General features: G+C 63.5%; 20 protein-coding genes. 15 read left to right on the top strand and 5 right to left on the bottom strand.

Features of this window, described 5'->3' with window-relative positions; genetic code table 11:
* Window positions 1-90 precede the first annotated feature (90 nt).
* The 7 genes from SZ64_RS09540 to SZ64_RS09510 all read left to right on the top strand — a co-directional run bounded on the left by SZ64_RS09540 (window position 91) and on the right by SZ64_RS09510 (window position 7738).
* Complete coding sequence (locus SZ64_RS09540; protein ID WP_054530610.1) at window positions 91-1368, top strand: MFS transporter; 1278 nt, start codon at window positions 91-93, stop codon at window positions 1366-1368.
* Entirely contained in the window at window positions 1365-2096 is a 732-nt protein-coding gene (locus SZ64_RS09535; protein WP_054530609.1) for a sulfite exporter TauE/SafE family protein, read from the top strand. The genes SZ64_RS09540 and SZ64_RS09535 overlap by 4 nt, the downstream gene beginning before the upstream one ends.
* A 98-nt stretch (window positions 2097-2194) precedes the next feature.
* On the top strand, window positions 2195-3739 hold the full coding sequence (locus tag SZ64_RS09530) for an FAD-binding oxidoreductase (RefSeq protein WP_054530608.1): 1545 nt from the start codon (window positions 2195-2197) through the stop codon (window positions 3737-3739).
* A complete protein-coding gene (locus tag SZ64_RS09525; protein WP_054530607.1) occupies window positions 3739-4140 on the top strand; it encodes a cytochrome c in 402 nt (133 codons plus the stop codon). The genes SZ64_RS09530 and SZ64_RS09525 overlap by 1 nt, the downstream gene beginning before the upstream one ends.
* Complete coding sequence (locus SZ64_RS09520; RefSeq protein ID WP_054530606.1) at window positions 4137-4601, top strand: hypothetical protein; 465 nt, start codon at window positions 4137-4139, stop codon at window positions 4599-4601. Before SZ64_RS09525 ends, SZ64_RS09520 begins: the two co-directional genes overlap by 4 nt.
* Window positions 4602-4614: 13 nt before the next feature.
* A complete protein-coding gene (locus SZ64_RS09515; protein WP_054530605.1) occupies window positions 4615-6231 on the top strand; it encodes a GMC family oxidoreductase N-terminal domain-containing protein in 1617 nt (538 codons plus the stop codon).
* Window positions 6232-6244: 13 nt separating this feature from the next.
* Window positions 6245-7738, top strand: coding sequence for an aldehyde dehydrogenase family protein (locus SZ64_RS09510; RefSeq protein WP_054530604.1), 1494 nt, complete (start codon window positions 6245-6247; stop codon window positions 7736-7738).
* A gap of 69 nt (window positions 7739-7807) precedes the next feature.
* Here SZ64_RS09510 and SZ64_RS09505 read toward each other — a convergent pair whose 3' ends face one another.
* Window positions 7808-9280 carry a carotenoid oxygenase family protein gene (locus tag SZ64_RS09505; RefSeq protein WP_054530603.1) on the bottom strand — a complete coding sequence of 491 codons (1473 nt, stop codon included), beginning with the start codon at window positions 9278-9280 and terminating at the stop codon, window positions 7808-7810.
* Window positions 9281-9510: 230 nt separating this feature from the next.
* Between SZ64_RS09505 and SZ64_RS09500 the strand changes: the two genes are divergently transcribed.
* From SZ64_RS09500 to SZ64_RS09480, 5 genes are all read left to right on the top strand, one after another.
* A complete protein-coding gene (locus tag SZ64_RS09500) occupies window positions 9511-11820 on the top strand; it encodes a TonB-dependent receptor (RefSeq protein WP_054530602.1) in 2310 nt (769 codons plus the stop codon).
* Between the two features lie 122 nt (window positions 11821-11942).
* Window positions 11943-12857 (top strand): fumarylacetoacetate hydrolase family protein, encoded by a 915-nt coding sequence (locus tag SZ64_RS09495; protein ID WP_054530601.1) that lies wholly within the window; start codon window positions 11943-11945, stop codon window positions 12855-12857.
* Window positions 12854-13813, top strand: a complete 960-nt coding sequence (locus SZ64_RS09490; protein ID WP_054530600.1) for a cupin domain-containing protein — start codon at window positions 12854-12856, stop codon at window positions 13811-13813. The genes SZ64_RS09495 and SZ64_RS09490 overlap by 4 nt, the downstream gene beginning before the upstream one ends.
* 51 nt (window positions 13814-13864) lie before the next feature.
* The gene (locus SZ64_RS09485) at window positions 13865-15061 is read left to right on the top strand and encodes an FAD-dependent monooxygenase (RefSeq protein ID WP_054530599.1); all 1197 of its coding nucleotides are present in this window, start codon (window positions 13865-13867) and stop codon (window positions 15059-15061) included.
* On the top strand, window positions 15058-16257 hold the full coding sequence (locus SZ64_RS09480) for a CoA transferase (protein WP_054530598.1): 1200 nt from the start codon (window positions 15058-15060) through the stop codon (window positions 16255-16257). The genes SZ64_RS09485 and SZ64_RS09480 overlap by 4 nt, the downstream gene beginning before the upstream one ends.
* A gap of 58 nt (window positions 16258-16315) precedes the next feature.
* On the opposite strand, the gene SZ64_RS09475 is transcribed toward SZ64_RS09480, so the two are convergent.
* A complete protein-coding gene (locus tag SZ64_RS09475) occupies window positions 16316-17017 on the bottom strand; it encodes a helix-turn-helix domain-containing protein (RefSeq protein ID WP_054530597.1) in 702 nt (233 codons plus the stop codon).
* Window positions 17018-17113: 96 nt separating this feature from the next.
* Here SZ64_RS09475 and SZ64_RS09470 point away from each other — a divergent pair, with 96 nt between their 5' ends.
* Window positions 17114-18073, top strand: coding sequence for a hydroxymethylglutaryl-CoA lyase (locus SZ64_RS09470; RefSeq protein WP_054530596.1), 960 nt, complete (start codon window positions 17114-17116; stop codon window positions 18071-18073).
* Between the two features lie 8 nt (window positions 18074-18081).
* Window positions 18082-20595 carry an aconitate hydratase AcnA gene (acnA, locus tag SZ64_RS09465; protein WP_162225100.1) on the top strand — a complete coding sequence of 838 codons (2514 nt, stop codon included), beginning with the start codon at window positions 18082-18084 and terminating at the stop codon, window positions 20593-20595.
* A 217-nt stretch (window positions 20596-20812) separates the two neighbouring features.
* Here the strand turns inward: acnA and SZ64_RS09460 are convergent, their stop codons facing one another.
* Window positions 20813-21403, bottom strand: a complete 591-nt coding sequence (locus tag SZ64_RS09460) for a PAS domain-containing protein (RefSeq protein WP_054530594.1) — start codon at window positions 21401-21403, stop codon at window positions 20813-20815.
* A gap of 150 nt (window positions 21404-21553) precedes the next feature.
* Here SZ64_RS09460 and SZ64_RS09455 point away from each other — a divergent pair, with 150 nt between their 5' ends.
* Window positions 21554-22534, top strand: coding sequence for an FAD-dependent oxidoreductase (locus SZ64_RS09455; RefSeq protein WP_054530593.1), 981 nt, complete (start codon window positions 21554-21556; stop codon window positions 22532-22534).
* Here the strand turns inward: SZ64_RS09455 and SZ64_RS09450 are convergent.
* Window positions 22501-23877 carry an aspartate aminotransferase family protein gene (locus tag SZ64_RS09450; protein ID WP_054530592.1) on the bottom strand — a complete coding sequence of 459 codons (1377 nt, stop codon included), beginning with the start codon at window positions 23875-23877 and terminating at the stop codon, window positions 22501-22503. The two genes, SZ64_RS09455 and SZ64_RS09450, sit on opposite strands and share 34 nt — an antisense overlap.
* A gap of 116 nt (window positions 23878-23993) precedes the next feature.
* Window positions 23994-24725, bottom strand: a complete 732-nt coding sequence (locus SZ64_RS09445; protein WP_054530591.1) for a gamma-glutamyl-gamma-aminobutyrate hydrolase family protein — start codon at window positions 24723-24725, stop codon at window positions 23994-23996.

Genomic DNA, 24725 nt, shown 5'->3' with positions numbered 1-24725 from the left:
TTCTGTAGAAAAGAACATTGTGGCGATGTGGCACGCAGGCAGTCAGGCGCGCCGGTTTCTCGCCAGAATCCGAAAAAGGAAAAGCAGGTAATGGGAGAAGATCGCCCCTCCATCGGCAAGATGCAGCGCTATGCCTGGGCCAATGTGGTCACGGGCTTCCTCGTCTGGGGTATCGCGCTGGCAGGCATCTCGATGATGATGCCGGTGATGTACGCCACCATCTCTGAAGACATGGGCTGGACCGTGGCGCAGACGACCAGTTTCATGGTCATCAAATCCACTGTCTCGGCCGTGGCCGGGCTGTTTGCGGGCGCCATCTTCGTGCGCTTCGGGGTGAAGCGGGTCTACCTGCCGTCGATCTGGGCCGTGGGCCTCAGTTCGGTGGGGCTCTATTTCATCGACAGCCTGTGGGAATATTATGTGCTGGCCGCAGTTTCGGGTTTTGCCTCGATCCTGTGCCTCATTGCCATCCAGCTTACTCTGGCGCGGTGGTTCGACAACAAGCTGGGCCGGGCGACCGGCGTGGCGATGATGGGCGGGGCGGCAGCCGGCGCAATCGTGCCGCTGGCCACGACCTATGGCCTCAAGCATTTCGGCTGGCAGGCCACGGCGGGGATTTCCGGCCTGATCGTGCTCGTCACCCTCTCGCTCGTCGTGATGTTCCTCGTCCATGAAAAGCCGGAAGATTACGGATATACGGCAGAGGAACTCGACCACGGCACCCGCGCTGACGGCAAGGGCGGCCCGCCGCCTGCCGCACGCGATCCGGGGCCGGAATTCCGTGACATCGTACGCACCGGCCCGTTCATTCTGCTGGTGGTCGCCACCGGCCTTTCCGGCGTGATCAGCAACGGGATCAACGAATATATCCCGCTGTTCATCGAAACGCAGACCAACCTCGGCAGCTATATGGCGGCGCTGGGCTTCACCATCGTGATCGTGCTCTCCGGTCTCGGCAAGCTGCTGTTCGGCTGGCTGTTCGACAAGTTCTCCACGCGCGGCGTGGCGATGTGCTGGGCGCTGTGCGGCATTGCCGTGCTGTTGGCCTTCCCGGTTTCGGGCATCGTCACCTTCATGCTGTTCACCGTGGTGCGCGGCCTGTCGCATGGCGGCATCGTGGTGCAGGCGCCGATCCTCGGGCGGCACATCTATGGCGTGCGCTCCATCGCGCAGCTGATCGCGGTGCTCAATGCTACCTTCCACATCGGCGCGGCAGCGGGCATCGGCCTGATCGGCCTCGCGGTTGACTGGACCGGCGGCTTCACCGTGCCGTTCACAATCGTGATGGTGGTGGCCTTCGCTTCCGCGCTGCTCGCCCTGAAGTTCGAGCCTCGTTACTGGAGCGGCTATCGCGGGCCCAAGGGGTGAGTGACGCCCTGACGCTGGCGCTGCTGGCGGCGGCCTCTTTCATGGCCGCGCTGGTCAGCGCCAGCCTCTCTATCGGCGGCGGTTATGTGCTGTTCGGGGCAACGACACTGCTTTACCCGCTGCCCAGCGCCATCGCCCTGCAACCGGCCCTGTCCTATGCCTCGCTGGTGGCCCGTGCGGTTACCTTCCGCGAGGCGATTGCCTGGCGGATCGTGCGGCCCTTTACGCTGGGGTCGCTGGCGGGTGTGGGCGGGGGCCTGATGCTGTATCACGCCCTGCCGGAACGGGCGCTGGCCATTGGCGTTGGGCTGATGATGCTGGCACTCACCTGGGCGCAATTGCCCATGCGCCATGTCCATACGCAGCCCGGCATGGCGGGTGTGGGCGTGGCCCATGCGGTCAGCGGGACAGTGCTGGGCATGGGATCGGTGCTGCAGCCGGTGCTGCTCAATTCCGGGATCGACCGGCGCGCACTGGTCGGCACCTTCGCGACCTGCCTGCTGGTGCTGGAAGCGATCCGGGCCGGAGGATACGCTGTGACCGGCTTTGCCTACGGCCCATTCGCCATGGCCATCGGCATCGCCACGATTGCGGGCTTTGCCGGAACCTGGTGCGGCAAGCAGCTGATCGGCCACATATCCGAGGATAAGTTCCGTATTATCATGCGTCTGCTTGTCAGCGCCCTGGCGTTGCGGTTGATCTGGACCGGCATCGTGGGGGCAGATTGACTCAGCAATCACGCATGCTAAAAAATACAGAATAGCAATCTGTCTGACAGAACAATATCGGCATCGGGTGCCCTTCCCGTCAGCCGAGGGGAGAAGATATGCAATCCAGTACATTGCCGATGGGCGTTGGCGCGGAAGGCTTCCGCGCGGCTTTGGCGGCATTTCGTGCCGCGCTCGGCGCAGATGGCGTCCTGGACGGTGACGAGGATCGCACCGCCTATCTCGATCCCTATGCCTTCGGTGACGGGCTGGATCACGAATCCTCCGCGATCCTTGCCCCGGCAGAAGTGGCCGAAGTGCAGGAAGTGGTGCGCATCGCCAATCGCTTCGGCATTCCGCTCTGGCCGGTCAGCCGGGGGAAGAACTTCGGCTATGGCTCGGCAGCGCCCGTGCGCCGGGGTGACGTGATCCTCGATCTCAGCCGCATGAACCGCGTGCTGGAAGTGGACGCGCAGCAGGCCAATTGCCTGATCGAACCGGGGGTGAGCTTCTTCGACCTGTTCGATCACCTTTGGGCCAACAACATCCCGCTATGGATGTCGGTGCCCGGCAATAGCTGGGGCAGCGTGCTGGGGAACGCACTGGATCGCGGGATCGGCTACACGCCGCTGGGCGACAATTGCGAGGCCTTGTGCGGTCTGGAAGTGGTGATGCCCGATGGCGAACTGGTCCGCACCGGCATGGGTGCCGTGGGCAAGGGCGCAACCTGGCGGAACTATAAATACGGCTATGGCCCCGGCTGGGACCAGATGTTCGCGCAGTCCAATTTCGGCATCGTCACCAAGGCGGGCCTGTGGCTGCAGCCCGAACCTGAAATGACTGCCTCGGTCGAGATCGCCTTTCCCAATTTCGACGATGCAGGCTGGGCCATCGACATTCTGGCCGATCTGCGCCGCCGCGAAATCATCCAGCACAATGTCGTCTTCGGCAGCCCGGTCCGCGCTGCTTCCACGCTGACCCAGCGGGCGGAATGGTACGAAGGCGAAGGCGCCCTGCCTGAAGAGGCAGAGCGGGCGATCATGGAGAAATACGGCCTTGGCTGGTGGAACGCCAAGATCAGCTTCTTCGGCCCGGCCTATCAGGTCGAAGGCAATATGCGCCAGATGCGCGAATTGTTCGAACCGAAGCTGGGCAAGGAACTGAAGTTCCGCACCTGGCATCAGGGCGAACCCTATGAGAATTCCGCGCGCGGCGTGCCGTCCACCCTGGGGCTGCAATCGGTCAACTGGTATGGCGGGCGCGGCGGGCATCTCAGCTTCGCGCCGGTCATGCCGCAGGATGGCGCTCGCGTGCTGGACTATGCCAAGCGGGTGAAGCGCATCTATCGCGAGATCGGGCAGGATTATTATTCCACCTTCACCATCGGGCGGCGGCACATCAACAATGTCAGCCTGATCCTCTACGATCGGGACGATCCGGCCAGCACCGGGCGGGCGAACGATCTGTTCGGGCGGCTTGTCGTGGAAGCGGCGAAGGACGGTTACACCGAATATCGCGGCCATATCGATTATATGGACACTATCGCGAAGACCTATGACTTCAACGACCACGCGCTGAACCGGCTGAACAACAAGGTGAAGGCCGCGCTCGATCCCAACAACATCATCGCCCCCGGGCGCAACGGCATCGGGGGAACGAAGTGATGAAGAACGACCGCAAGTTCCTGGCCCTTGCCGCCATGGCCCTGATCGCGGCCTGCTCGGCCAAATCGGATGCCGGGGAGGAAAAGCCCAGGCCCGCCCTGCCTTCGCAGATCGAGGCCGTGACTTTCGGCCAGAAATCCGCCGATCCGGGTGAACGCCTCTATGGCAAGGAATGTGCCTTCTGCCATGTGGGCCGGAACACCGGCACGATCATGCTGCAGAAGCGCCTGCCGGAAGACGTGCCTGCCCAGCTTCACCAGCGCACGGATCTGAGCGCGGATTATGTGAAGGCCGTGGTGCGGAACGGGCTGATGAACATGCCCGTTTTCTCCCGCGCGGAACTGAGCGATGCGGAGCTGGAGCAGATCGCCGCCTATCTGGCGAAGGACAAGAGCAAGTGAGGCGGCGCGAGGTTCTGGCCGGAGCGCTGGCCGCGCCTGCCGCACTCGGTCTGGGTTTTGGCGGAACATTGGCATGGGCGGCGGAGCCTGTGCTGCTGCTCTATAATGGCCGGATGCCGCGCGCTGCACGGGCGGCGAAGCTGGCGACGGCGGGCGGGGTGCAAGCCCGCGCGACCGGCGGTGAGATTGCCGCCCTGCTGCTGCGTGAACGGCTGTTTGCCGATGCCCGGCCGGTGTTGGGGATTACTGGCCATTCCGAATATCTGCTCGCCGCCGACATCGCCCGGATGGGCGGGCGGCGGGTCGTTCCGCTGATGCAGCTTGGGCGGCAGGATCGCTGGCTTGGCAGCGCGACGGAAGAGCAATGGCGGCCGTTGCTGGCCGGATTGACGGGTGGGAAGGGCGCGCAGAGCGCCGAGACTGCCTTTGCCTGGGTGGCCCTGCCGGCCCGCAATTCCTGAGAGTGAGGCTGGCGTGAGCAACGCGGAATTCGATTACATCGTCGTGGGCGCGGGCAGCGCGGGGGCAGTCGTTGCCAGCAGGCTGAGCGAAGACCCCACCTGCACTGTGCTGCTGCTGGAAGCGGGCGGGGAAGCGAGCCATCCCTATATCCGCATGCCGCTGGGCTTCCTGCAGGCGCTGCGCAATCCGCGCTTCACCTGGCAATTCGCTTCCGAGCCGGAGCCGCATCTGGATGGCCGTGTGTTCCCCCTGCCGCGCGGGCGGGTGCTGGGCGGATCGTCCTCGATCAACGGGACGGTGCATTTCCGCGGGCATCCGAAGGATTTCGACGATTGGGCGCAGCTGGGCTGCACCGGCTGGGATTATGAATCCGTCCTGCCCTATTTCAAGCGGTCAGAGGATTTCTGGCAGGGCGCCAGTAATCGGCGCGGGGAGGGCGGACCGATTGCGGTGCGCGCGGTCGACAATAGCCGCCTGATGGGCAAGGAATTGCGCAAGGCCGCCGCATCCATGGGGATCGCCTATGTCGGCGATTACGATGGCGAGACGAATGAAGGCCTGGCCGATGTCCACGTTGCCCTGAAAGACGGCAGCCGTTGCGGCAGTGCGCGCGCCTATCTGGAGCCGATCCGCTCTTCACGGCGCAATTTGACGGTGTGGACCGACAGTCTGGCCGCGAAGCTGGATATTGCCGATGGCCGGGCGCGCGCGGTGGAGTTCGAACGCAACGGGCAGCGCATGAAAGTGACGGCCCGGCGCGAGATCGTGCTGAGCGGCGGCACCTATAATTCGCCGCAACTGCTGATGCTGTCGGGCATCGGCGATGCGGAGGAACTACGCGGGCTGGGGATCGATCCGGTCCATCACCTGCCGGGCGTGGGGCGCAACCTGCAGGAGCATCCGCGCGTGGCCAATCAATACGATGCGCGGCTCAATCACAGTTTCGCGCAGGAATTGCGCTTCGACCGGGCGACCATGTCCTTCCTCAACTGGTATTTCCGGGGGAAGGGCACTTTCACTAACCAGATCGCGGCGGGTTGTCTCTTGCTGCGCAGCCGTGACGGGCTGGACCGGCCGGATATCCAGATCATGGTCAGCCCGGTGCGAGTGGATGCGAATATCTGGTTTCCCGGCATTCGCAAGGCGAAGCAGGATTGCTTCTACAGCTCGGTCTGCCTGCTGCGCCCGCGCAGCCGGGGCCAAGTGAAATTGCGCGATGCCGATTTCCGCTCCAACCCCAAGATCCATCTCAATATGCTGGACGATGCGGATGACTGGCGCCGCCTGAAGGACGGGCTGGCCCTGTCCCGCAAGCTCTTCGCGCAGGAACCGCTCGCGGCCCATGTGCTGGAAGAAACGATCCCCGGCCCGCGCGGCACGATGGAAGAACAGATCGACGCCATGCGCGCGGAACTGCTCGGCGTGGTGCACCACCCGGTGGGCACCTGTGCGATGGGCATGGGCGCAGAAGCAGTGGTGGACCCGGAACTGCGCGTGCGCGGCATTCAGGGCCTGCGCGTGATCGATGCTTCGGTGATGCCGCTGCTGGTCGGCGCCAACACAAATGCCGCTGCCGTGATGATCGGCGAGAAGGGCGCGGACATGATCCGCGCCGCCGCCCGCAACTGAAAGGGATTTACAGATGACCGACATGGCGCGTGAAGCTGCCTTCCGTTCCGCGCGCGAATGGATCGCGGGTGTGGGCGGGCACATTATCGGCGGGGAAACGAAGGCGATTACGGGCGCGGCGGTGGAGGTTCTGAACCCTGCCGACGAAACCGTGCTGGGCCGCGTGGCCGAGGGCACGGTAGAGGACGTTGAGGCTGCCGTCAGTGCCGCCAGGGCCTGTTTCGGTTCCCGTGAGTGGCGCGAGATGCTGCCTGCCCGGCGCGAGGAATTGCTGCTGCGCTTTGCCGCGCTGGTGGAGGAAAACTCCGCCCAACTGGCCGCGATCGAAACGCTGGACAATGGCGTGCCATGGCCCATGGCGCTGATGATGGCAGGCAAGGGCGGGCCTTCCGCGATCCGCTATAATGCGGGCTGGGTCCGCCGTTTGGGCGGGGAAACGGCAGAGCCTTCCGTGCCGGGCCGCTGGCATGCCTATACGGTGAACGAGCCTTTGGGTGTGGCCGGGCTGATCGTGCCGTGGAATGCACCGCTGGCCATTGCCTGCAACAAGGTTTCCGCCGCGCTGGCGGCCGGCTGTACCGCCGTGCTCAAGCCTGCTGAACTGGCGCCTTTCAGCTGCATCCGCCTGATCGAACTGGCCCATGAGGCAGGCTTCCCCGCCGGGGCGATCAATCTGGTGAACGGCACTGGCCAGTCCGCCGGGGCCGCGCTGGCCGCCCATCCCGGCGTAGACAAGATTTCCTTCACCGGATCGACCATGACCGGCAAGGCGATCATGCGGCAGGCGGCCGAAAGAGTAACGCGTATCTCGCTGGAACTGGGCGGGAAATCCCCCGTGGTGGTGTTCGACGATGCCGATCTGGCCCGTGCCGTTCCCGGTGTTGCCATGGGCATCTTCGCCAATAGCGGGCAGGTCTGCGCGGCTGGATCGCGCCTGTTCCTGCACGATGCGATCTATGACCGCTTCATGGAGCAGCTCTGCGCCTTTGCGGCAAGGCTGACCCTCGGCCCCGGCGAGCAGGAGGGCAGCGCGCTCGGCCCGCTGATTTCTGCCGCCCAGCGCGACAAGGTGGAAGGTTACGTAACCGGCGCGGTGGAAGCAGGCGCCCGCCTGGCCTTTCGCGGAGAAGTTCCCGGCGGGCCGGGTTATTTCGTGCCGCCGACGATCCTCGACCGCGTTACGCCCGATATGCGCGCCGTACGGGAGGAGATCTTCGGGCCGGTGCTGTGCGTCCAGCGCTTCTCGGATGACGAGGAACTGGAGGCGCTGGCCGCCCGCGCCAATGACAGCGAATACGGCCTGTCCGCCTATGCCTGGACGACCGATCTGGAACGGGCGCAGTCCATGGCTCGCCTGCTTCGCGCAGGATCGGTGAAGATCAATGGCTCCGGCATGGAATTCACGCTGCCCTTCGGCGGTTTCGGTCAGTCGGGCCTCGGCCGCGAGAACGGCCGCCACGGCGTGCTGGCCTTTACCGAAACCAAGTCGGTGATGCTGGGCTACTGATCGCCCTCAAAGGAAACCCCCTGCGGCGGGACCGCAGGGGGCTGGAGAGGACCGTTAATTGAAGTGGCCTCAGGCCGCTTCGAGCGCGGGGACGTCCATCGCATTGGCCCAGTTGCCATGCAGGCCGAAGCGCAGGCGCACGGGAATGTCGATCGTGGCGATCGGGCCTTGTTCGATATTGGTGGCTTCGAACAGCAGCAATTCGCTGCCGCGTTCTTCAAGCCTGTTGCAGACCATCACGATCCAGCCATCGCCCTCGGCAGCATCCGGCGTGCGCGGGATGAAGCAGGGTTCCTGGATGCTGGAAACGGGGCCGCACCACCATTTCTGTTCCTTGCCGGTTTCATGGTCCACCATGCCCAGCGTGTTCATTACCCAGCCGCCGGCGCTGCCGCCCTTGAGTTCTACCGGCTGCGAGGGGTCGATCACGACCAGCCAGCCATAGCGGTAGTTCTGCCCGCAATAGCGGTCGTCATAGCGCGGGAATTCGCCGATCATGTCTGAGAGGCGCTGTGACTGATATTCCTCGGTATTCTGGGCCATGTCGACGGTCCAGCGAGTGAGGTAAGTCGCGCCGGCCACCGGATCGAACGGGGCATCGTTAATGTCGGGGAAGAACGGCATCATGTTGTTGGCGGCTACCGGCAGGTCGAGGTGGATCTTCGTCCCGTCCTGGAAGGCATTCATCACATGGGCAGTGAAGCAGCTTGCCCCCTTGAACCAGCGGATGTCTTCGGCGGTCGTTCCGGCCTTGCGCGGCACCACGGCCAGATAGCTGGGCAGGGATGTGTCGAAGCCGAAATGCGGCTTGCCTGCCTTCAGGCGATCCCAGCTGCTGGTCATCCCCATCACGGTGAACAGCGCATAATCCGGCGTGATCGCGAAATCATGCATCATGCAATAATAGGGCGTTTCGAACCAGATATCGAACAGCAGGTTCCCGTCCGTGTCGATCTCGTAATAGGTCATGTCACGGGTCAGCACGCCCTTGGAGGCATATCCGAAGCTGCACAGATTGCCGGTGGCCGGATCGGTCTTGGGATGGGCGGAAAAGGTCTCGCCCGTCATCTTGCCGTCGAAATCGGTGTAGCCGAAGGTTTCGAGCGAAGCCGGGTCCATCAGCAGGGCGGGGGAATCTTCCTTCAGCGCATAAAGGCGCCCGCCATGGATATAGGCATTGGTGTTCGCCGTGCCACGAATCTTGCCCTTCACTTCTTCATCGTCGGTCAGCGGGTTGCGATAGGCGCCGAACACGGCGCGCCCGGCGGCGTTTTCCAGCTTCCACTTGTCGGTCTTGGCCCAGCGCTGCCGGTAATCGACCTTCCCGTCCTTGAAGCGGAACATGGAGATCATGCCGTCGCCATTGAAGGCGATGTCATTGCCCAGCTTGGGCGGGAATTGGTGTTCGGGCTGCACGCGATAAAACGCGCCGTCGAGTTCCGGCGGAATCGTTCCGCGCACGTTGAGATCCTGCACATCGGCTTCGACTCGCGACGGCTTGTTGAAGCCCGTGAATGCCGGAACGTCTGGGAAACTGGTCACACATCCTCCTAGATTGTTCTAATTGACAGAACATCATTCTATTAATGAAAAATGGATTTGTCCAGCATTCGTTGGGCCTTCCGGGCCGTGCGGGAAGGGGCGGCGGGCGGACATCGCAACACGGATTTGACAAAGGGCAGAATCATCGCCTAAACGGAAAAAGAATGAGGTTCTGCTAGAGAGAACGACTGACTTGAAAGTCGGCGTTATTCGGGAGAAAAGTGATGCGAATGTGCGATCTTCGTTTGAAACTGCTTGCCGGAGTCGGGGTTGCTGCCCTGCTTCCCGTTCCTGCGTTTGCGCAGGATGCGGGGGCACAGGACGCCGAGAATACCCATGAAATCATCGTGACCGCGCAGTTCCGCGAGGCGAGCGCGCAGGACACGGCGATCTCGCTGGAAGTGCTTTCGGCTGACGATCTGGCCAAGGCAGGCGTTACGCAGCTTACCGATCTCAACCGCGTCGCGCCCGGCGTGCAGGTCAGCCAGGGCGGTACGGCGCTGCAGATCTTCATTCGCGGCGCGGGCGATTTCTCGACCACGTCCTATAACGATGCGGCCGTCGCGCAGAGCTTCGATGGCGTGTTCTCGGCCCGCACCCAGTGGGTTGCTGGCACCTTCTTCGATCTGGAACGTGTGGAAGTGCTCAAGGGGCCGCAGGGCACCCTGTATGGCCGCAACTCCACTGGCGGCGTGCTGAACATCCTGCCGGTGCAGCCCCAGCTTGGCGAAACCTCTGGCTATGTGATGGCCGGCCTCCAGAACTATGACGGCTTCCTGGCCGAAGGCGCCGTGAACGTGCCGATCGGCGACAAGGCTGCTGTGCGCCTGGCCTATCAGGGTTCCTGGCGCGACGGTTACATCAGCGACGGCACCGATGACGACAAGCACCAGTCGGTCCGCGCGCAGATCAAGTATGAGCCGACGCCCGACGTCACGCTGCGTCTGGCCGGTAATTACCAGCATCTCGGTGGCCGTGGCCATGGGCAGGTTATCTATGCCGAAACCGCGCCGAACGGCCCGGGGATCACCAATCCGCAGCCGATCATGCCGGACGATCGCTGGACCTCGATCAATGACAGCTTCAACGATCTGACCAGCCAGCTCGTGGCGCCTCCGGGGCCTGCCCTGATCGACACCAGCAAGGTGCAGCAGGACATCGACGCCTGGGGCATCAGTGGCCATCTCGACTGGGATCTTGGCCCGGCGACCCTGACGATCATCCCCGCCTATCAGCGCGTGGTGAACGACAGCCAGTCCTACCCGGCGCTGAGCTACAATTCGATCAACCCCTATACCGGTGAGCCGACGACCTCCGATGCCCAGACGCTGGAAGTGCGCCTTGGCAATTCGGACGGAGCGCTCACCTGGGTGCTGGGCGGCTATTTCTTCAACGAGGATCAGGACAGCCTGAACGAAGTCTCGCTCGGCCTTGCCAGCGACACGGCCTTCGTGGCGGACCTCAACACTCGCGCTTACGCGGCCTTCGGTGAAGCGACCTATTCGCTGAGCGACAGCTTCCGCCTGACGGCGGGCCTGCGCTACACGGATGAGACCAAGACGGTCGACGCGCACCGCTATGCCAAGAAGGGCAGCCTTGCCTGTATGGCTGGGGGCACTGGCCCCGGTGACAGCTGCGAACTGCTCACTTCCGGCGGCACCTGGGTGCAGGGGACCTATTCGGCCGACCGCCTGAACTACAAGCTGGGCTTCGAATTCGACGCCGGGCAGGACAATCTGCTTTACGCCAACGTCACCAGCGGCTTCAAATCGGGCGGGCAGGCCAATGCCGACCTCGATCCCTACAAGCCGGAAGACGTGACGGCCTTTGCCGTGGGGTCGAAGAACCAGTTCCTCGGCCGCACGATCACCTTCAACGTCGAAGGCTTCTATTACGAATATAAGGACCGTCAGGAAAACTTCGCCTCGCTCGACCGTGGCGGCGCGCAGGTTTCCTCGCTGTTCAACGCGGGCAAGGCGATTGCCAAGGGCGCCAGCGTCGAATTTTCGTGGGATCCTTCGCCCAATGACTCGTTCCGCGTCGGCGCCGAATATGTCGACAGCGAGTACAAGGACTTCACCTACTACAATTACAAGACGTCCAACCCCGATGCGCGCACGGCCTGCGCCGTTTCGGCAGTGCCCAACGGCAATGCGCAGATCGGCTATTGGCAGATCGACTGCAACGGCTTCCAGCTGCCGCGCACGCCCGAATGGTCCGGTTCGGTCAGCTATGACCATACTTTCGATCTGGCCAATGGCGCCACGATCGACTTCTCGCCCAACATGACCTTCGCCAGTTCGCGCTGGCTGTCGGCCGAATTCGTCGAGAATGCGCGGGCCAAGGGCTATGCCGTGTTCAATGCCAGCCTGACTTATCGCACGGCTGACGAGAACCTCTCGATCCAGGCGTTCATCCGCAACATCACCAATGAGGCGGTCTACACAGGTTCGCAGCAGGCACCGTTCATCGCCAACTATACCGGCCTCGATATCCAGCCGCCGCGCACTTACGGCGTGCGCGTCCGGTACGGCTTCTAAGGTTCCTCCCGCGGGCGGCGGGAGGGACGGGGTGCAAGCATACCGGTTTCTTCCGTCGCCCAAGGGCGAAGCATAAGTATCAAGTCGAACGATATTCTATTCAACAGAACAACGGGTTTCATATGCGCTTGGCACGATACGATGGGGGCAAGATAGGGCTGGTCGTGGATGGCGGCGTCATCGACGTTTCCGACATTGCCGGGGCAGCCACCGATGGATCGGCGCCGCAATGGCCCGATACGGCACCGCTGCGCCTGATCCGCGATTTCGAAAAGCTTCGGCCTGCGCTCGAAGCTGCCATGCGTGAGCGGGCGCCGGTGCCTCTGGACAGCGTCCGGCTGGAAACGCCGGTTCCCTGGCCGAACAAGGTCATTGCCTATCCGGTGAACTACCACGCCCATGGCAAGGAAATGGGCGCCAATTACCGCGCCAAGAACCAGGGCTTCTTCCTGAAGCCCAGCTCCTCGGTCAGCGGGCCGAACGATCCGGTGGAACTGCCGAACGTGCCGGGCCGCGAAGTCCACCACGAGGCGGAACTGGGCATCATCATCGGCAAGGAATGCCGCGACCTGCCGCGCGAGCGCTGGCACGAGGCGGTGTTCGGCTATGCCTGCCTGCTCGACATGGTTGTGCGCGGGCGGGAAGAACGGGTGTTCCGCAAGGCCTACGACACCTTCTGCCCGGTCGGCCCGTGGGTCGTGACCGCCGACGAAGTCGAGCATCCCGACGCGCTGTCGATGAAGCTGTGGGTGAACGGCGAACTGCGCCAGGCGGCCAATACGCGCGATCTGGTGCTGGATATTCCCGGCATGATCGCGACGGCCTCTGCCGTCATGACGCTCTATCCGGGTGACATCATTGCCACCGGCACGCCCGAAGGCGTCGGCCCGGTGCAGGATGGCGACACGATCCGCATCGTGATCGAAGGCGTGGGCGAGATGAACGTGCCGGTGGTGCAGGGCAATCGCGGCATGACCGAAGTTTTCGCCGAACCCTATGTGCCGCCGATCGTCAAGCAGGAGCTTACCGCGAAATGAGCGCTGCGGCCGCCGATCTGGAGGCGCTCTACGCCTCGTTCTCCAATCTCAATATGGAGGGTGGCTGGCATCGCAAGGTGCCCGCCCTGTGGCCGGAGCCGCGCGCCAATTTCGTGCCCCATATTTGGCATTACGCCGATGTCCGCCCGATCCTCGACCGGGCGGGCGAACTGGTCGACACCGAATTTGCCGAACGCCGCAACCTGACCATGTTCAACCCGGTGGAAGGGAACATCTATTCCACCGTGCGGACCCTGGTGGCGGCTTATCAGATGGTGAAGCCAGGCGAAGTCGCTCGTGCGCATCGCCACACGCCCAACGCCTTGCGCCTGATCCTGGAAGGACGCGGCACCTATACGGTGGTGAACGGCAAACAGGTGGAAATGCGGCCCGGCGACGTGCTGCTTACGCCGAACTGGGCGTGGCACTCGCACGAGAATCTGGGCAGCGAAAATTGCTACTGGATGGACTTCCTCGATGTGCCGCTGGTGCACCTGCTCGAACCGATGTTCTATCAGCCCCATCCCGATGGGGTGGAGCCGGCGCCCGAACGGGTTGAGAGCGCGCCGATTGCCTTCCGCGCCGAAGACATAGACCGCGATCTCGCTGCCGCTGCACCCGATCCCGCGCAGGGCGGGTTGATGGCCATCACGCTCGGCCCGGTGGAACTGGATTCCATCGCGCTGGACGTGATCGCGCTCGATCCCGGCCAGACAGGCGGCGAAGTCCGCGAAACCAGCAATGCGATCTATGCCGTGATGGCCGGTGAAGGCGCGGTGGACATCGACGGCCAGCGCATGGCCTGGGCCTTCGGCGATACTGTCGCGGTGCCTGCTTGGCGCGCCCATTCGCTGTCGGCGGGGCCGAAGGGGGCAAAGCTCCTGAAGGTTTCCGACCGGCCACTGATGAAAAAGCTCGGGTGGTACCGCCATGCCGGTGCCGGTGAAGCGGCATGACCGCCTCCGCTTCGCCTCTGCCTCGCCCCCCACACAAGTCTGGAGTTATTTATGGCCGATAAGCCTCGCATCACAATCGCCGGCGGCGGAATTGGCGGCATGGCTGCCGCCCTCTCGCTGCTGCGGCGCGGCTATCCCGTGCAGGTTTTCGAACAGGCGCCCGAACTCGGTGAAGTCGGTGCCGGGGTGCAGATCAGCCCTAACGGCTCGCGCGCGCTGGACTCGCTCGGCGTGTTCGAAACGCTGCGTGCGCAATCCTGCGCGCCCAAGCGCAAGGAATTCCGCCTGTGGAACACGGGCCGCGCCTGGCCGATGTTCGACCTGGGGCCGCAGGCTATCGAGAAATACGGCTATCCCTATCTCACCGTCTTCCGGCCTGACCTGCTGGGCACGCTCTTCGATGCCGTGCGGGCAATCGATCCCGATGCCGTGCAGCTTGGCTGCGAAGTGGCCGGTGCCGAAGCGGATGACGACAAGGCCGTGCTGACCCTGAAGGATGGGCGCCGGATCGAAAGCGACGTGCTGATTGGCGCAGACGGGGTGAAGTCTACCGTGCGCAAGAGCCTGTTCGGAGACGATCACACCGAATTTACCGGCATGATCGCTTGGCGCGCCGTGATCCCGATGGACCGCTTGCCTGAGCGGTTCCACGAAATGGTCGGCTGGACCTGGATCGGGCCGGGCGGCCATCTGGTGAATTACCCGCTGCGCGGCGGCAAGCTGATGAACATGATCGGCACGATCGAGCGTAACGATTGGCAGGTGGAATCCTGGTATGCCGAAGGTTCCATCGAGGAATGCGCCAATGATTTTGCGGGCTGGCACGAGGATGTGCAGACACTGATCCATGCCGCGCCCAAGGTGCTCAAATGGGCCTTTATGGAACGCCCGCCGCGCCAGATCTGGAGCAAAGGCCGCGCCAGCCTGCTGGGCGATGCCTGCCATGCCACGCTGCCGTTCCTGGCGCAGGGCGCGGTGATGTCGATCGAGGATGGCGTCGTGCTCGGCCGCTGCCTCGATAAATATGCCGATCCGGTGGAAGCGCTCAAGAAATACGAGCAGGCGCGGGTGGAACGCACCAGCAAGATGGTGCGCGGGGCCAAGGACAACACGGCTCGCTTCCATGAATCCGCCCTCAAGACCGAGGAGGGTGCCGTCACCTATATGGAAAACGAATGGAGCCGCGATCCGATCAACGATCGCTATGACTGGCTCTATCGCTATGACGTGGAGACGGCCGAGATATGAGCGCCGCGCCGTCGCCCGCACGGCAGTTGGAAGGCGTCCGGGTTCTCGACCTCACCAATATCCTGTCCGGCCCCTATGCCGCCTTCCAACTGGCCTTGCTGGGGGCGGAAGTCATCAAGGTGGAGCGGCCGGACGGGGGCGATCTGGCCCGTAAGCTGGGCGCCGATCCTGCGCTGAACGAACAGATGATGGGCACTTCCTTCCTCGCCCAGAATGCGGGGAAGAAGTCCGTCACGCTGGATTTGAAGAAGCCGGAAGGGCGCGCGCTGTTCCGCAAGCTCGCCGCCACGGCTGATGTGCTGATCGAGAATTTCCGGCCCGGTGTGATGGACCGGCTGGGTCTGGGATACGAGACTCTGGCTGCGGATAATCCGGGCCTGATCTATTGCGCCATTTCCGGCTTCGGGCAGGAAGGCCCGCTCAGCGGCAATCCGGCCTATGACCAGATCATCCAGGGCTATTCCGGGGTGATGAGCATCACCGGCGATGCTGAATCCGCGCCTCTGCGGGTCGGCTATCCGCTGTGCGATACTCTGGGTGGGCTGATGGCGGCCTTTGCCATTTCCAGCGCGCTCTATGGGCGGGACCGGACGGGCAAGGGCGCCTTCATCGACGTGTCCATGCTCGATGCCACGCTTTCGGCCATGGGTTGGGCGGTCTCGAACTATCTGATCGCAGGGGTCGAGCCGCGGCCGCTGGGCAACCAGAACATGACTGCCGCCCCTTCGGGCGCCTTCACGGCCGCGGATGGCCAGATCAATGTCGCGGCCAACAAGCAGGAACAGTTCGAGGCTCTGTGCGAGGCGATGGGGCTGCCGGAACTGGTCGCTGATCCCCGCTTTGCCGAGCGCGAGGCACGCAAGCGCAACCGGGCCGAACTCAACGCCATTCTCAACGAAGTCTTCCTCACGCGGCCGGGTGCCGAGTGGGAGGAATTGCTGAACCGGGCAAATATTCCTGCCGGGCGGATTCTCACGATCCCCCAGATCCTCGATCATCCGCAGACCCGCCAGCGCGATTTCCTGCAGGAAACCGGCGGGATCAGAGTGGCGCGAAGCGGGTTCGTGATGGCGGATTCACGCCCCGAAGCGGCCTGCCCGCCGCCTCGCCTGGGCGAACACAGTGCTGAAATTCTCGGCTCACTGGGCGTTGACGAGGCGGAACTGGAACGTCTGCGGGATGCCGGTGTCGTCTGAAGATGAAACGGCCGGGCAGGGCGAGCCACCCGGCTGGCGGGCGGCTCCTGCCGGGGCGTCAGACGCCCCGGAACAGCCCGGGCTGTGCGCCGAGCATACGGGACAAGGTCACGATCTGCTCGGCAAGGATCGGCTTCAATCGCGCGACCGCAGGCTCGTCAAAGCGCGAGAGCGGGCCGGACAGGGTGATCACGCCTACAAGGTCATTGCCCTGGCCGAAGACCGGAGCCGCCAGCGCGGCCATTTCCGGCGTCACCGCGCCAAACGATCCGACGACCAGATCGTCCACCGTATAGGGGCCGCCTTTGTCCTCGAACTTGCGGAAGGCTTCGGCAGAGGCTCCCTTGTCCAGCGGGCGACGGTCGCCCAGGCGGATCGTGTAGTCGCGAATGGTCTGGTTGCCGTCCACGCGGAACAGGCACATCTGCATTTCGGCATGGCGGATGAAGAAGCTGGCGCCTTCGCCCGTTTCGGCCACCAGCCGTTCCAGCGTGGGATGCACGAACTGCCGCAGGTCGAAGGAATCCTGGTAGATGCTGGCCAGTTCCAGCAGGCCGGGGCCAAGTTGATAGCTGCCGTCGGCGCGCTGCACCACGAAGTAGGATTTCTCCAGCGATCCGAGCAGGCGCAGGATCGTGCTCTTGTAGAGCCCCGTCACGCGCGAGATTTCGGCCAGCGTCATGACCGGACGCTGATGTGTGAACGCCTGCATGATCGCAAACGCCCGATCGACTGCGGCCACGCCGCCCTTGGAATTCATACCAACCCCTCTCTTACGTCCCAATTCGAACCCGCGTTCTACATAGCGGAACGTTAGTGCCCCTTGTCAACAAGGCATTGCAGTAAAATGGTACAAATGACCCAACTCCCCGATCGCGTCTTCATCAAGGAAGAAGGCCCCCGCGAAGGTTTCCAGATCGAAGGCGGCGATATCGCCACGGCGCGCAAGATCGAATTGATCGATGCCCTGTCGCAGACCGGGCTCCGTCATATCCAGATCGTGTCCTTCGTAAACCCCTCTCTGGTCCCGGGCATGGCCGATGCCGAACAGGTCGTCGCCGGTTTCACGCCGCAGCCGGATGTTGCCTATGCTGGCTTGTGGCTCAACGCAAAGGGGCTGGAACGCGCTATCGCCACCGGGCGGCTGGTGCTGGACGGCAAGCTGACGCTCTATGCCTCCGATGCCTTCCTGAAGCGCAACCAGAACCGCACGCCGGATCAGCAACTGGCGGCACAGCCGGAACTGATCCGCATGTATCGCGATCACGGCATTCCGGTGCGCACCGGATTCGTCACAGCTGCCTTCGGCTGCAATTTCGCCGGGGATGTGGCGCCGGAACGCGTGGTGGAACTGGTCGGCCAGTTGCTCGCCATCGCGGCCGCAGAAGGCGAGGCGCTGGAGATCGTCGGGCTGGGTGACACCATGGCCTGGGCCACGCCGGAGCGTATCCGCCGCGTGGTGGGCATGGTGCGCGATGCCTATCCCCAGCTCGAATTGTCGCTCCACCTCCACGATACGCGCGGGCTGGGCCTCGCCAATGCCTATGCGGGCCTGCAGATGGGCGTGCGCCATTTCGACGCTGCCGTTGCCGGGCTGGGGGGCTGCCCCTTTGCGGCGCATAAGGGCGCGGCGGGGAATATCTGCACGGAGGATTTCGTGTTGATGTGCGAGGAAATGGGCGTTGCCACCGGGGTCGATCTGGAAAAGCTGATCGAATGTGCCCTGCTGGCGGAAGACATCGTCGGCCACCCATTGCCCGGCAAGGTGAAGCAGGGCGGCACGCTGGCCCGTCTGCGCAGCAGGATCGCGGGCTGAGCTGGACCATGACGGATCAGCTCCTGACGGCTTGGGACAGGCTGGACGGCCCCATGCGGCAGCGGCTGGTGGGCTTGCCGCGCTCGCTGCGCCTGCTGCTGGAAAATGCGCTGGGCCACGGGGCCGATCCTGCAATTGCGGAAGGCTTCGCCAAATGGCTGGACGGCAGGCGGGACGGGCTGACCGTTCCCTTCGCCCCGACGCGTATCCTGATGCAGGATACGGCAGGCGTCGCCGCTTTGGTCGATCTCGCGGCCCTGCGGGACAAGGCGGCGCAGGTGGGCAGGCAGATCGATCCCGCAGTGCCAATCGATCTGGTGATCGATCATTCGGTGAAGGTCGATTTCAGCGGGGTTGCGGATGCGGCCGAACGCAACATCGCGCTGGAGTTCGAACGAAATGTCGAACGCTACGGCTTCTTCAAATGGGCCGAGGGCGCTTTCGCATCGCTGCGGGTGGTGCCGCCGGGCAATGGCATTTGCCACCAGATCAATCTTGAGCGCCTTTCGGCCATTGCCCGCCCGGCGGGGGATGGCAGCGGCCTTATCCTGCCCGAAGTGGTGATCGGCACCGATAGCCACACTACCATGATCAATGCGCTGGGCATTCTGGGCTGGGGCGTTGGCGGGATCGAGGCTGAAGTCGCGGCTCTGGGCCAGATTTCCGACATTCCGATCCCCCCGGTGACGCAGGTCGTACTGGCCGGGGCGCTCGCACCGGGCGTGAGCGCGACCGATGCCGCCCTGAGCCTTACGGCGTTTCTGCGCGGGCAAGGCGTGGTCGATCAGGTGATCGAGTTCACTGGCCCCGGCGCGACCAGCCTTAGCCTGCCGGACCGGGCCGCGATCGCCAATATGTGCCCCGAATATGGGGCGACTGCCGGGCTGTTCGCAGTGGATGGCGAGACTCTGCGCTATTTGCGGTCCATGGGCCGCAGCGAGGAGGAACTGGCGCTCTACGAGGCCTATGCAAGGCGGAGCGGGCTTTGGGCGCAGGACGGCCAGGAACGCCGCTACAGTCGCACTCTGAGTTACGACTTGGGCAGCGTGGTGCCAGTGATGGCGGGGCCTGCCCGCCCGCAGGATGTCCTGCCGCTGGATCAGGTTCCGGCAAGCTTGCTCGCGCGCGAAGGGGTGGAAGGCAGTGGGGATGGCGCAGTGTTCATTGCCGCGATCACCAGTTGCACGAATACCGCCAATCCTCTGCTGATGCTGGAAGCGGGGCTTGTTGCTCGTAATGCCGTGGAACTGGGGCTGCGTCCTCCGGCATGGGTCAAGGCCAGCCTGGCCCCCGGATCGCGCGCCATGGCAGATCTGCTGATCCGCGCCGGGCTGATGCCCTATCTGGAACAGATCGGTTTTTCGGTGGTCGGCTTCGGCTGCACAACCTGTGTCGGCAATTCCGGCGCGCTGACGGCGACGGCTGACGCCATGCTGGAGGCCGATCCGCGCTTTGTCGGTGCGGCTGTGCTTTCCGGCAATCGCAATTTCCCCAACCGGATACATTCGCGCCTCCGGGCAAATTACCTCGCTTCTCCACCGCTGGTGGTGGCTGCCGCGCTGGCGGGCAGCGTGGCCGTCGATCTGGAGGCCGCATCGTTCGGTTCCGATCGTGAGAGCAAGGCTGTGCGCCTGAGCGATATTCTGCCCGCACCGGGCGAGGCGCGCAGGCTGCTGGCGCAACTTGAGATCGAGAGCCAGCCCGCGATCCCGCTCGGCAACGAGCGATGGGACGGTCTTTCCGCGCCGGAAGGAGGACTGTTCCCGTGGGATGCCGGATCGCTTCTGATCCGGCGCCCGCCTTTCTTCGACACTCAGGAAGAACAGCCCGCCCCGAAAATTCGCGAGGCTGCGGTGCTGCTCTGGCTGGGGGACAGCATTACTACCGATCACATTTCGCCCATCGGGGCGATTTCTGCCGGATCACCCTCGGCCGAATGGTTGCGTGCCAATGGTTGGCAGCGCTCGGATTTCGGCGGCTATGGCGATTTCCGTGGCAATCACGAAGTGATGCTGCGCGGCACATTCGACAATCGCCGCCTGCTTAACCGCTTTGCATCCACGGAAGGCAATCGGGCACTGGATGCCGCCGGGCAAGAAACGAGCATTTTCGATGCGGCCATGTCGCACCGTGCCGAAGCGCGTCCGATGGTGATCTGGGCAGGCGAAGCCTATGGTTGCGGCTCGGCGCGGGACTGGGCGGCAAAGGGCACGGCGCTGCTGGGCGTGCGCGCCGTGATCGCGCGAAGTTTCGAACGGATTCATCGCAGCAACCTCATCGCCATGGGGGTACTGCCCATCCGGCTGGAGGACACGCGCGAGCCGGTGCTCGATCCTGCAAGCCGCGTGACGATCCACGGGCTGGATCAGGCAGACGTTCACGCGCCCTTATGGATCGAAGTCAGCGGTTCGGGTGGCGGGGAATTCACGGCCCTGGCCGAACTGGTCACTCCACAAGATGTCGCTGTCTACCGTGCAGGCGGAATCCCTCGGATGCTCGCCTCGGCGCTTCCGTCCAACTGACACCCTGGGTGGCGGGCCCCGCCGCAAAAGGGGGATAGTGCGACGAGGCCCTCGATCAGCCAAAGAAAAGGCTGACAGGACAACTCAGGCGCAGATGGCTGCTACCCGGTAGCTGTCCGACTTCGTGTGGAGATATGATAGTCCAGAGAAGACAAGCCATATTAGGTATCGCTGAAGCGAACGCGACCTGTCCTTTGGTGCATAATGGGGATTTCTGCTAAAGCCCGGCCTCGACGGCAAGGCGGATGGCATCTGCGCTGGTTTTCACGTCGAGCGCCTTGAGCAGGGCGGCCCTGTGCATCTTGACGGTGCGTTCGCTCAGGCCCAGCGCATAGGCGATCTGCTTGTTGAGTTGGCCTGCGGACATCATTTCAAGGATTTCCCGCTGGCGCCCGGTCAGCATGGCGATCTTGTTCTGCGCCTGACTGGAGCGGTCGGCGCTGGAAAGGCCTGAGGACAGGACCACTTCCATCTGCGACCCGAGAAAATACTCCAGTTCCCCCGCATCGTCGAAGATCGGCGCGACCATTACCGCGTTGCGAAAGCGGCTGCCGTCTTTCTTGTAGTTCAGGATTTCCACCATTACCGGTTGCTTGCGGCGAATGCCGTTGCGCAGCAGTTCGGTCAGTTCCGGCTCCGTCTCCGGCCCGCTTAGAAAGCGGCAGTTGCGGCCTACGATTTCCTCGCGCTCATAGCCGGTAAGCCTCACAAACGCGTCGTTGCAGGCAATGATTGGATTGTCGGGCTGACGCGGATCGCTGATGACTGCAGCGGTCGGGCTGGCTTCGATTATGTCGTGAATGGCCATGATCGGAAGTTAGCATTTCCCTTGCCGAGGGCAAGACTCTGCCCCTTCGGCCATGTTGGCTCGGGCACGCGTTCTTGGCAACGCAGATGAGCCCATGACTATTCCCAGCCCTCAGCCCACTTACCTCTCGGAACGCAAAGGTGCGCACTGGTGAGAGTGGGGATTATCGGGGCCGGAATTGCAGGTCTGTCCTGTGCAGAGATGCTCTCTCGGAACGGGCATGCAGTAAGCCTTTTTGACAAAGGTCGTGCGCCCGGCGGTCGAATGTCGTCCCGCCGGATGGAAACAGATTGCGGCAATGCCGTTTTCGATCACGGCGCCCAGTTTCTGGTGGCGCGTGATCCGGAGTTCATCAGGCAGATCGGCCAGTGGGAGGCCGCTGGCGTGGTCTGCCGCTGGAACGAAGCACGCGATGACGCGTGGGTCGGTGTGCCGGCAATGAATGCCATTCCCAAGCATATTGCCGCACAGCTCGATGTCATTGCAGGCACACATGTGCGCGGGATCGCTCGCAGTTCAGATGGTTGGCATATCGCCTTCGAGCAAGGACGGGCCGGCCCGTTCGATGCTCTTGTGATTGCTTTGCCCGCCGAGCAGGCTGCCCCGTTGCTGGGCCTCTATTGCCTAGACATGGCGCGCGTGGCGGTTTCCGCTCCTTCGACGCCCTGCTGGGCCGCCATGCTGACCTTTGCCCGGCCGGTGGAAGGCCCACCCGTGGTGACGAACAGCGGCATCGTCGCCTGGGCGGCGCGCAACAATTCCAAGCCGGGACGCTCAGGGGCAGAGGCGTGGACCCTTCATGCAACGCCCGAGTGGTCGCGGGAACATTTGGAACGCGATCCCGATTGGGCGGCGGCGGTATTGTCCCGCGCGTTTCTCGCCGCGTCGGGGACCTCGCAGCGGCCTGTCGCAGTCGTCGGCCATCGTTGGCGGTTTGCCTTGTCCGGCAACGCCGGGCGCGGCGCGATCTGGGATGGCGCATCCAGCCTCGGCGTTTGCGGGGATTGGCTGATCGGCCCCCGCGTGGAGGCGGCCTGGCTTTCCGGCCGCCGCCTTGCGGAGCAGATATTGTCCGGTGCGACCGGCGCTTCCTGCGATCAGCCGATGGCGCGCAGTTCAGGCATTGCCTGATCGAGCGACTTGCGGATGATCTCAACCAGATCGTCGATCTGCTGGTTCGTGATCGTAAGGGGCGGGCACATCACGATCGTATCGCGGATGCCGCGAACCATCAGGCCGTTGGCGATGCAGTGATCGCGCACGATCGGCCCGACCGTGCCTTCCTTGCCGCCGAAACGCTCATTCGTGCCCTTCTTGCTGACGATCTCAACTGCGCCGAGCAGACCGATGGAGCGGGCTTCGCCCACCAGCGGATGGTCTTCCAGCCGGGCCAGCGCCTCGGCCAGATATGGCCCGGTCTCGTCCCGCGTGCGGGCAACCAGCCCTTCGCGTTCGATGATGTCGATATTACGCAGGGCGACCGCGGCGGACACCGGATGGCCGGAATAGGTGAAGCCGTGAACGAAATCGCCGCCGGTCTTCAACACCTCCACAATGTCGCTGGATACGGCGGTGGCGCTGATCGGCAGGTAGCCTGACGATAGCCCCTTCGCCATCGGGACCAGATCGGGTGTGAAGCCCAAGGTCTGGTGGCCGAACCATTCGCCGGTACGACCGAAGCCGCAGATCACTTCATCCGCCACCAGCAGGATGCCGTATTTGCGGCAGATCGCGTCCACTTCCTGCCAATAGCCTTCGGGCGGGATCACCACGCCGCCCGCGCCCTGCACCGGCTCGCCGATGAAGGCCGCGACGTTTTCTGGTCCGACCTCAAGGATGCGTTCCTCGATCGCAGCGGCGCAGAGCTTGCCGAACTCGCGCTTGTCCATGCCGAAGCCTTCGCCGAACCAGTAGGGCTGGCGGACATGTTCGACGCCGGGGATCGGCAGATCGCCCTGTTCATGCATGAACTTCATGCCGCCAAGGCTCACCCCCGCCACGGTAGAGCCGTGATAGGCATTCCAGCGGCTGATAAAGATCTGGCGCTTCGGCTCGCCCTTCAACTTCCAGTAGTGGCGTACCATGCGGAAGACGGTGTCATTCGCTTCGGAGCCGGAGCTGTTGAAGAACACATGCTGCAGCTTGCCGCCGGTCAGACCGGCAATGCGGTGGGCCAGCAGCACGGTGGCAGGGGCGGCTGTCTTGAAGAAGGTATTGTAGAACGGCAGTTCGCGCATCTGTTCGGCAGCGACTTCCACCAGTTCCTCGCGCCCGTAACCGACATTGACGCACCACAGGCCAGCCATGCCGTCCAGAATGCGGTTGCCGTCGCCATCGTGGATGTAGCAGCCTTCCGCATGGGTCACGATGCGGCTGCCGCCGATGTCCTCGATCAGCTTGTAATCCTGCTGGGCAGGCAGATGGTGCGCCACGTCGAGGCGCTTGAGTTCGGCGATGTCGTAATTGCGGGGCATGTCGGTTCTCTCTCGGATAGAAGGGGGCTGGCCGTGCCTGTTACACGGATGCGTAACACCCCTTCAGGGTGAGAACCCGATCCGGGCGAGAAACCGATTGGTGCGCGTGATGGGCATCATTCCCCTCGCAACATCCTGCCGAGAAGGCGGAAGAAGGCCTGGCTGTCGGCATTGCCTTCAGGGTGCCATTCCGGGTGCCATTGTACCGCAAGTACCGGGGCGCTGCCAATCCGGGTGGAATAGGCCTCTACCAGACCGTCAGGCGCGGTGGCTTCTACGTTCAGCCCTTCTGCCAATCTACCAACGCCCTGAAAATGAACGGAATTAACCCTTATGTCCTGCTTGCCGAGCGCCTGTGCCAGCATTCCCCCATCGGCCAGATGGACAGGGTGCATATGGTCGAACATCGCGTTGAAGGGCGTTTCGTCGGGCGCGTGGTGGTGGAGAGAAGCACCTACGGTGGACACATCGCGCCTTAACGTGCCTCCAAGGGCGACATTGATCTCCTGAAAGCCGCGACAGATGCCGAAGACGGGCCTGCCCAGATCGGTCATGCGGCCGACCATGGAGAGTGCGATTTCGTCCCGGCCGGGATCGAAGGGGCCTTCACCGCCTTCGTCCTGATAGCGATGGCTTTCCACGTTGGAGGGGCTGCCCGTCAGCAGCACGCCATCGAGGCGCGAGGCGACTTCGCCTGCCGTCATCAGATCGGGCAGGGAGGGAATGATCAGCGCCGCCACATCGGCATATTTCATGGCCGCGCGAATATAGCGTTCGATCACGGTCTGGGCCGGTTCGATGCCCACCGTGCGCTGGCAGGCGATGACTCCGAGTACGGGGCGCGACAT

The organism is Erythrobacter sp. SG61-1L (genome assembly GCF_001305965.1).
GTDB lineage: Bacteria > Pseudomonadota > Alphaproteobacteria > Sphingomonadales > Sphingomonadaceae > Andeanibacterium.
Note: the sequence above shows the minus strand (reverse complement) of the source record. Positions and strands in the feature narration are given on the sequence as shown.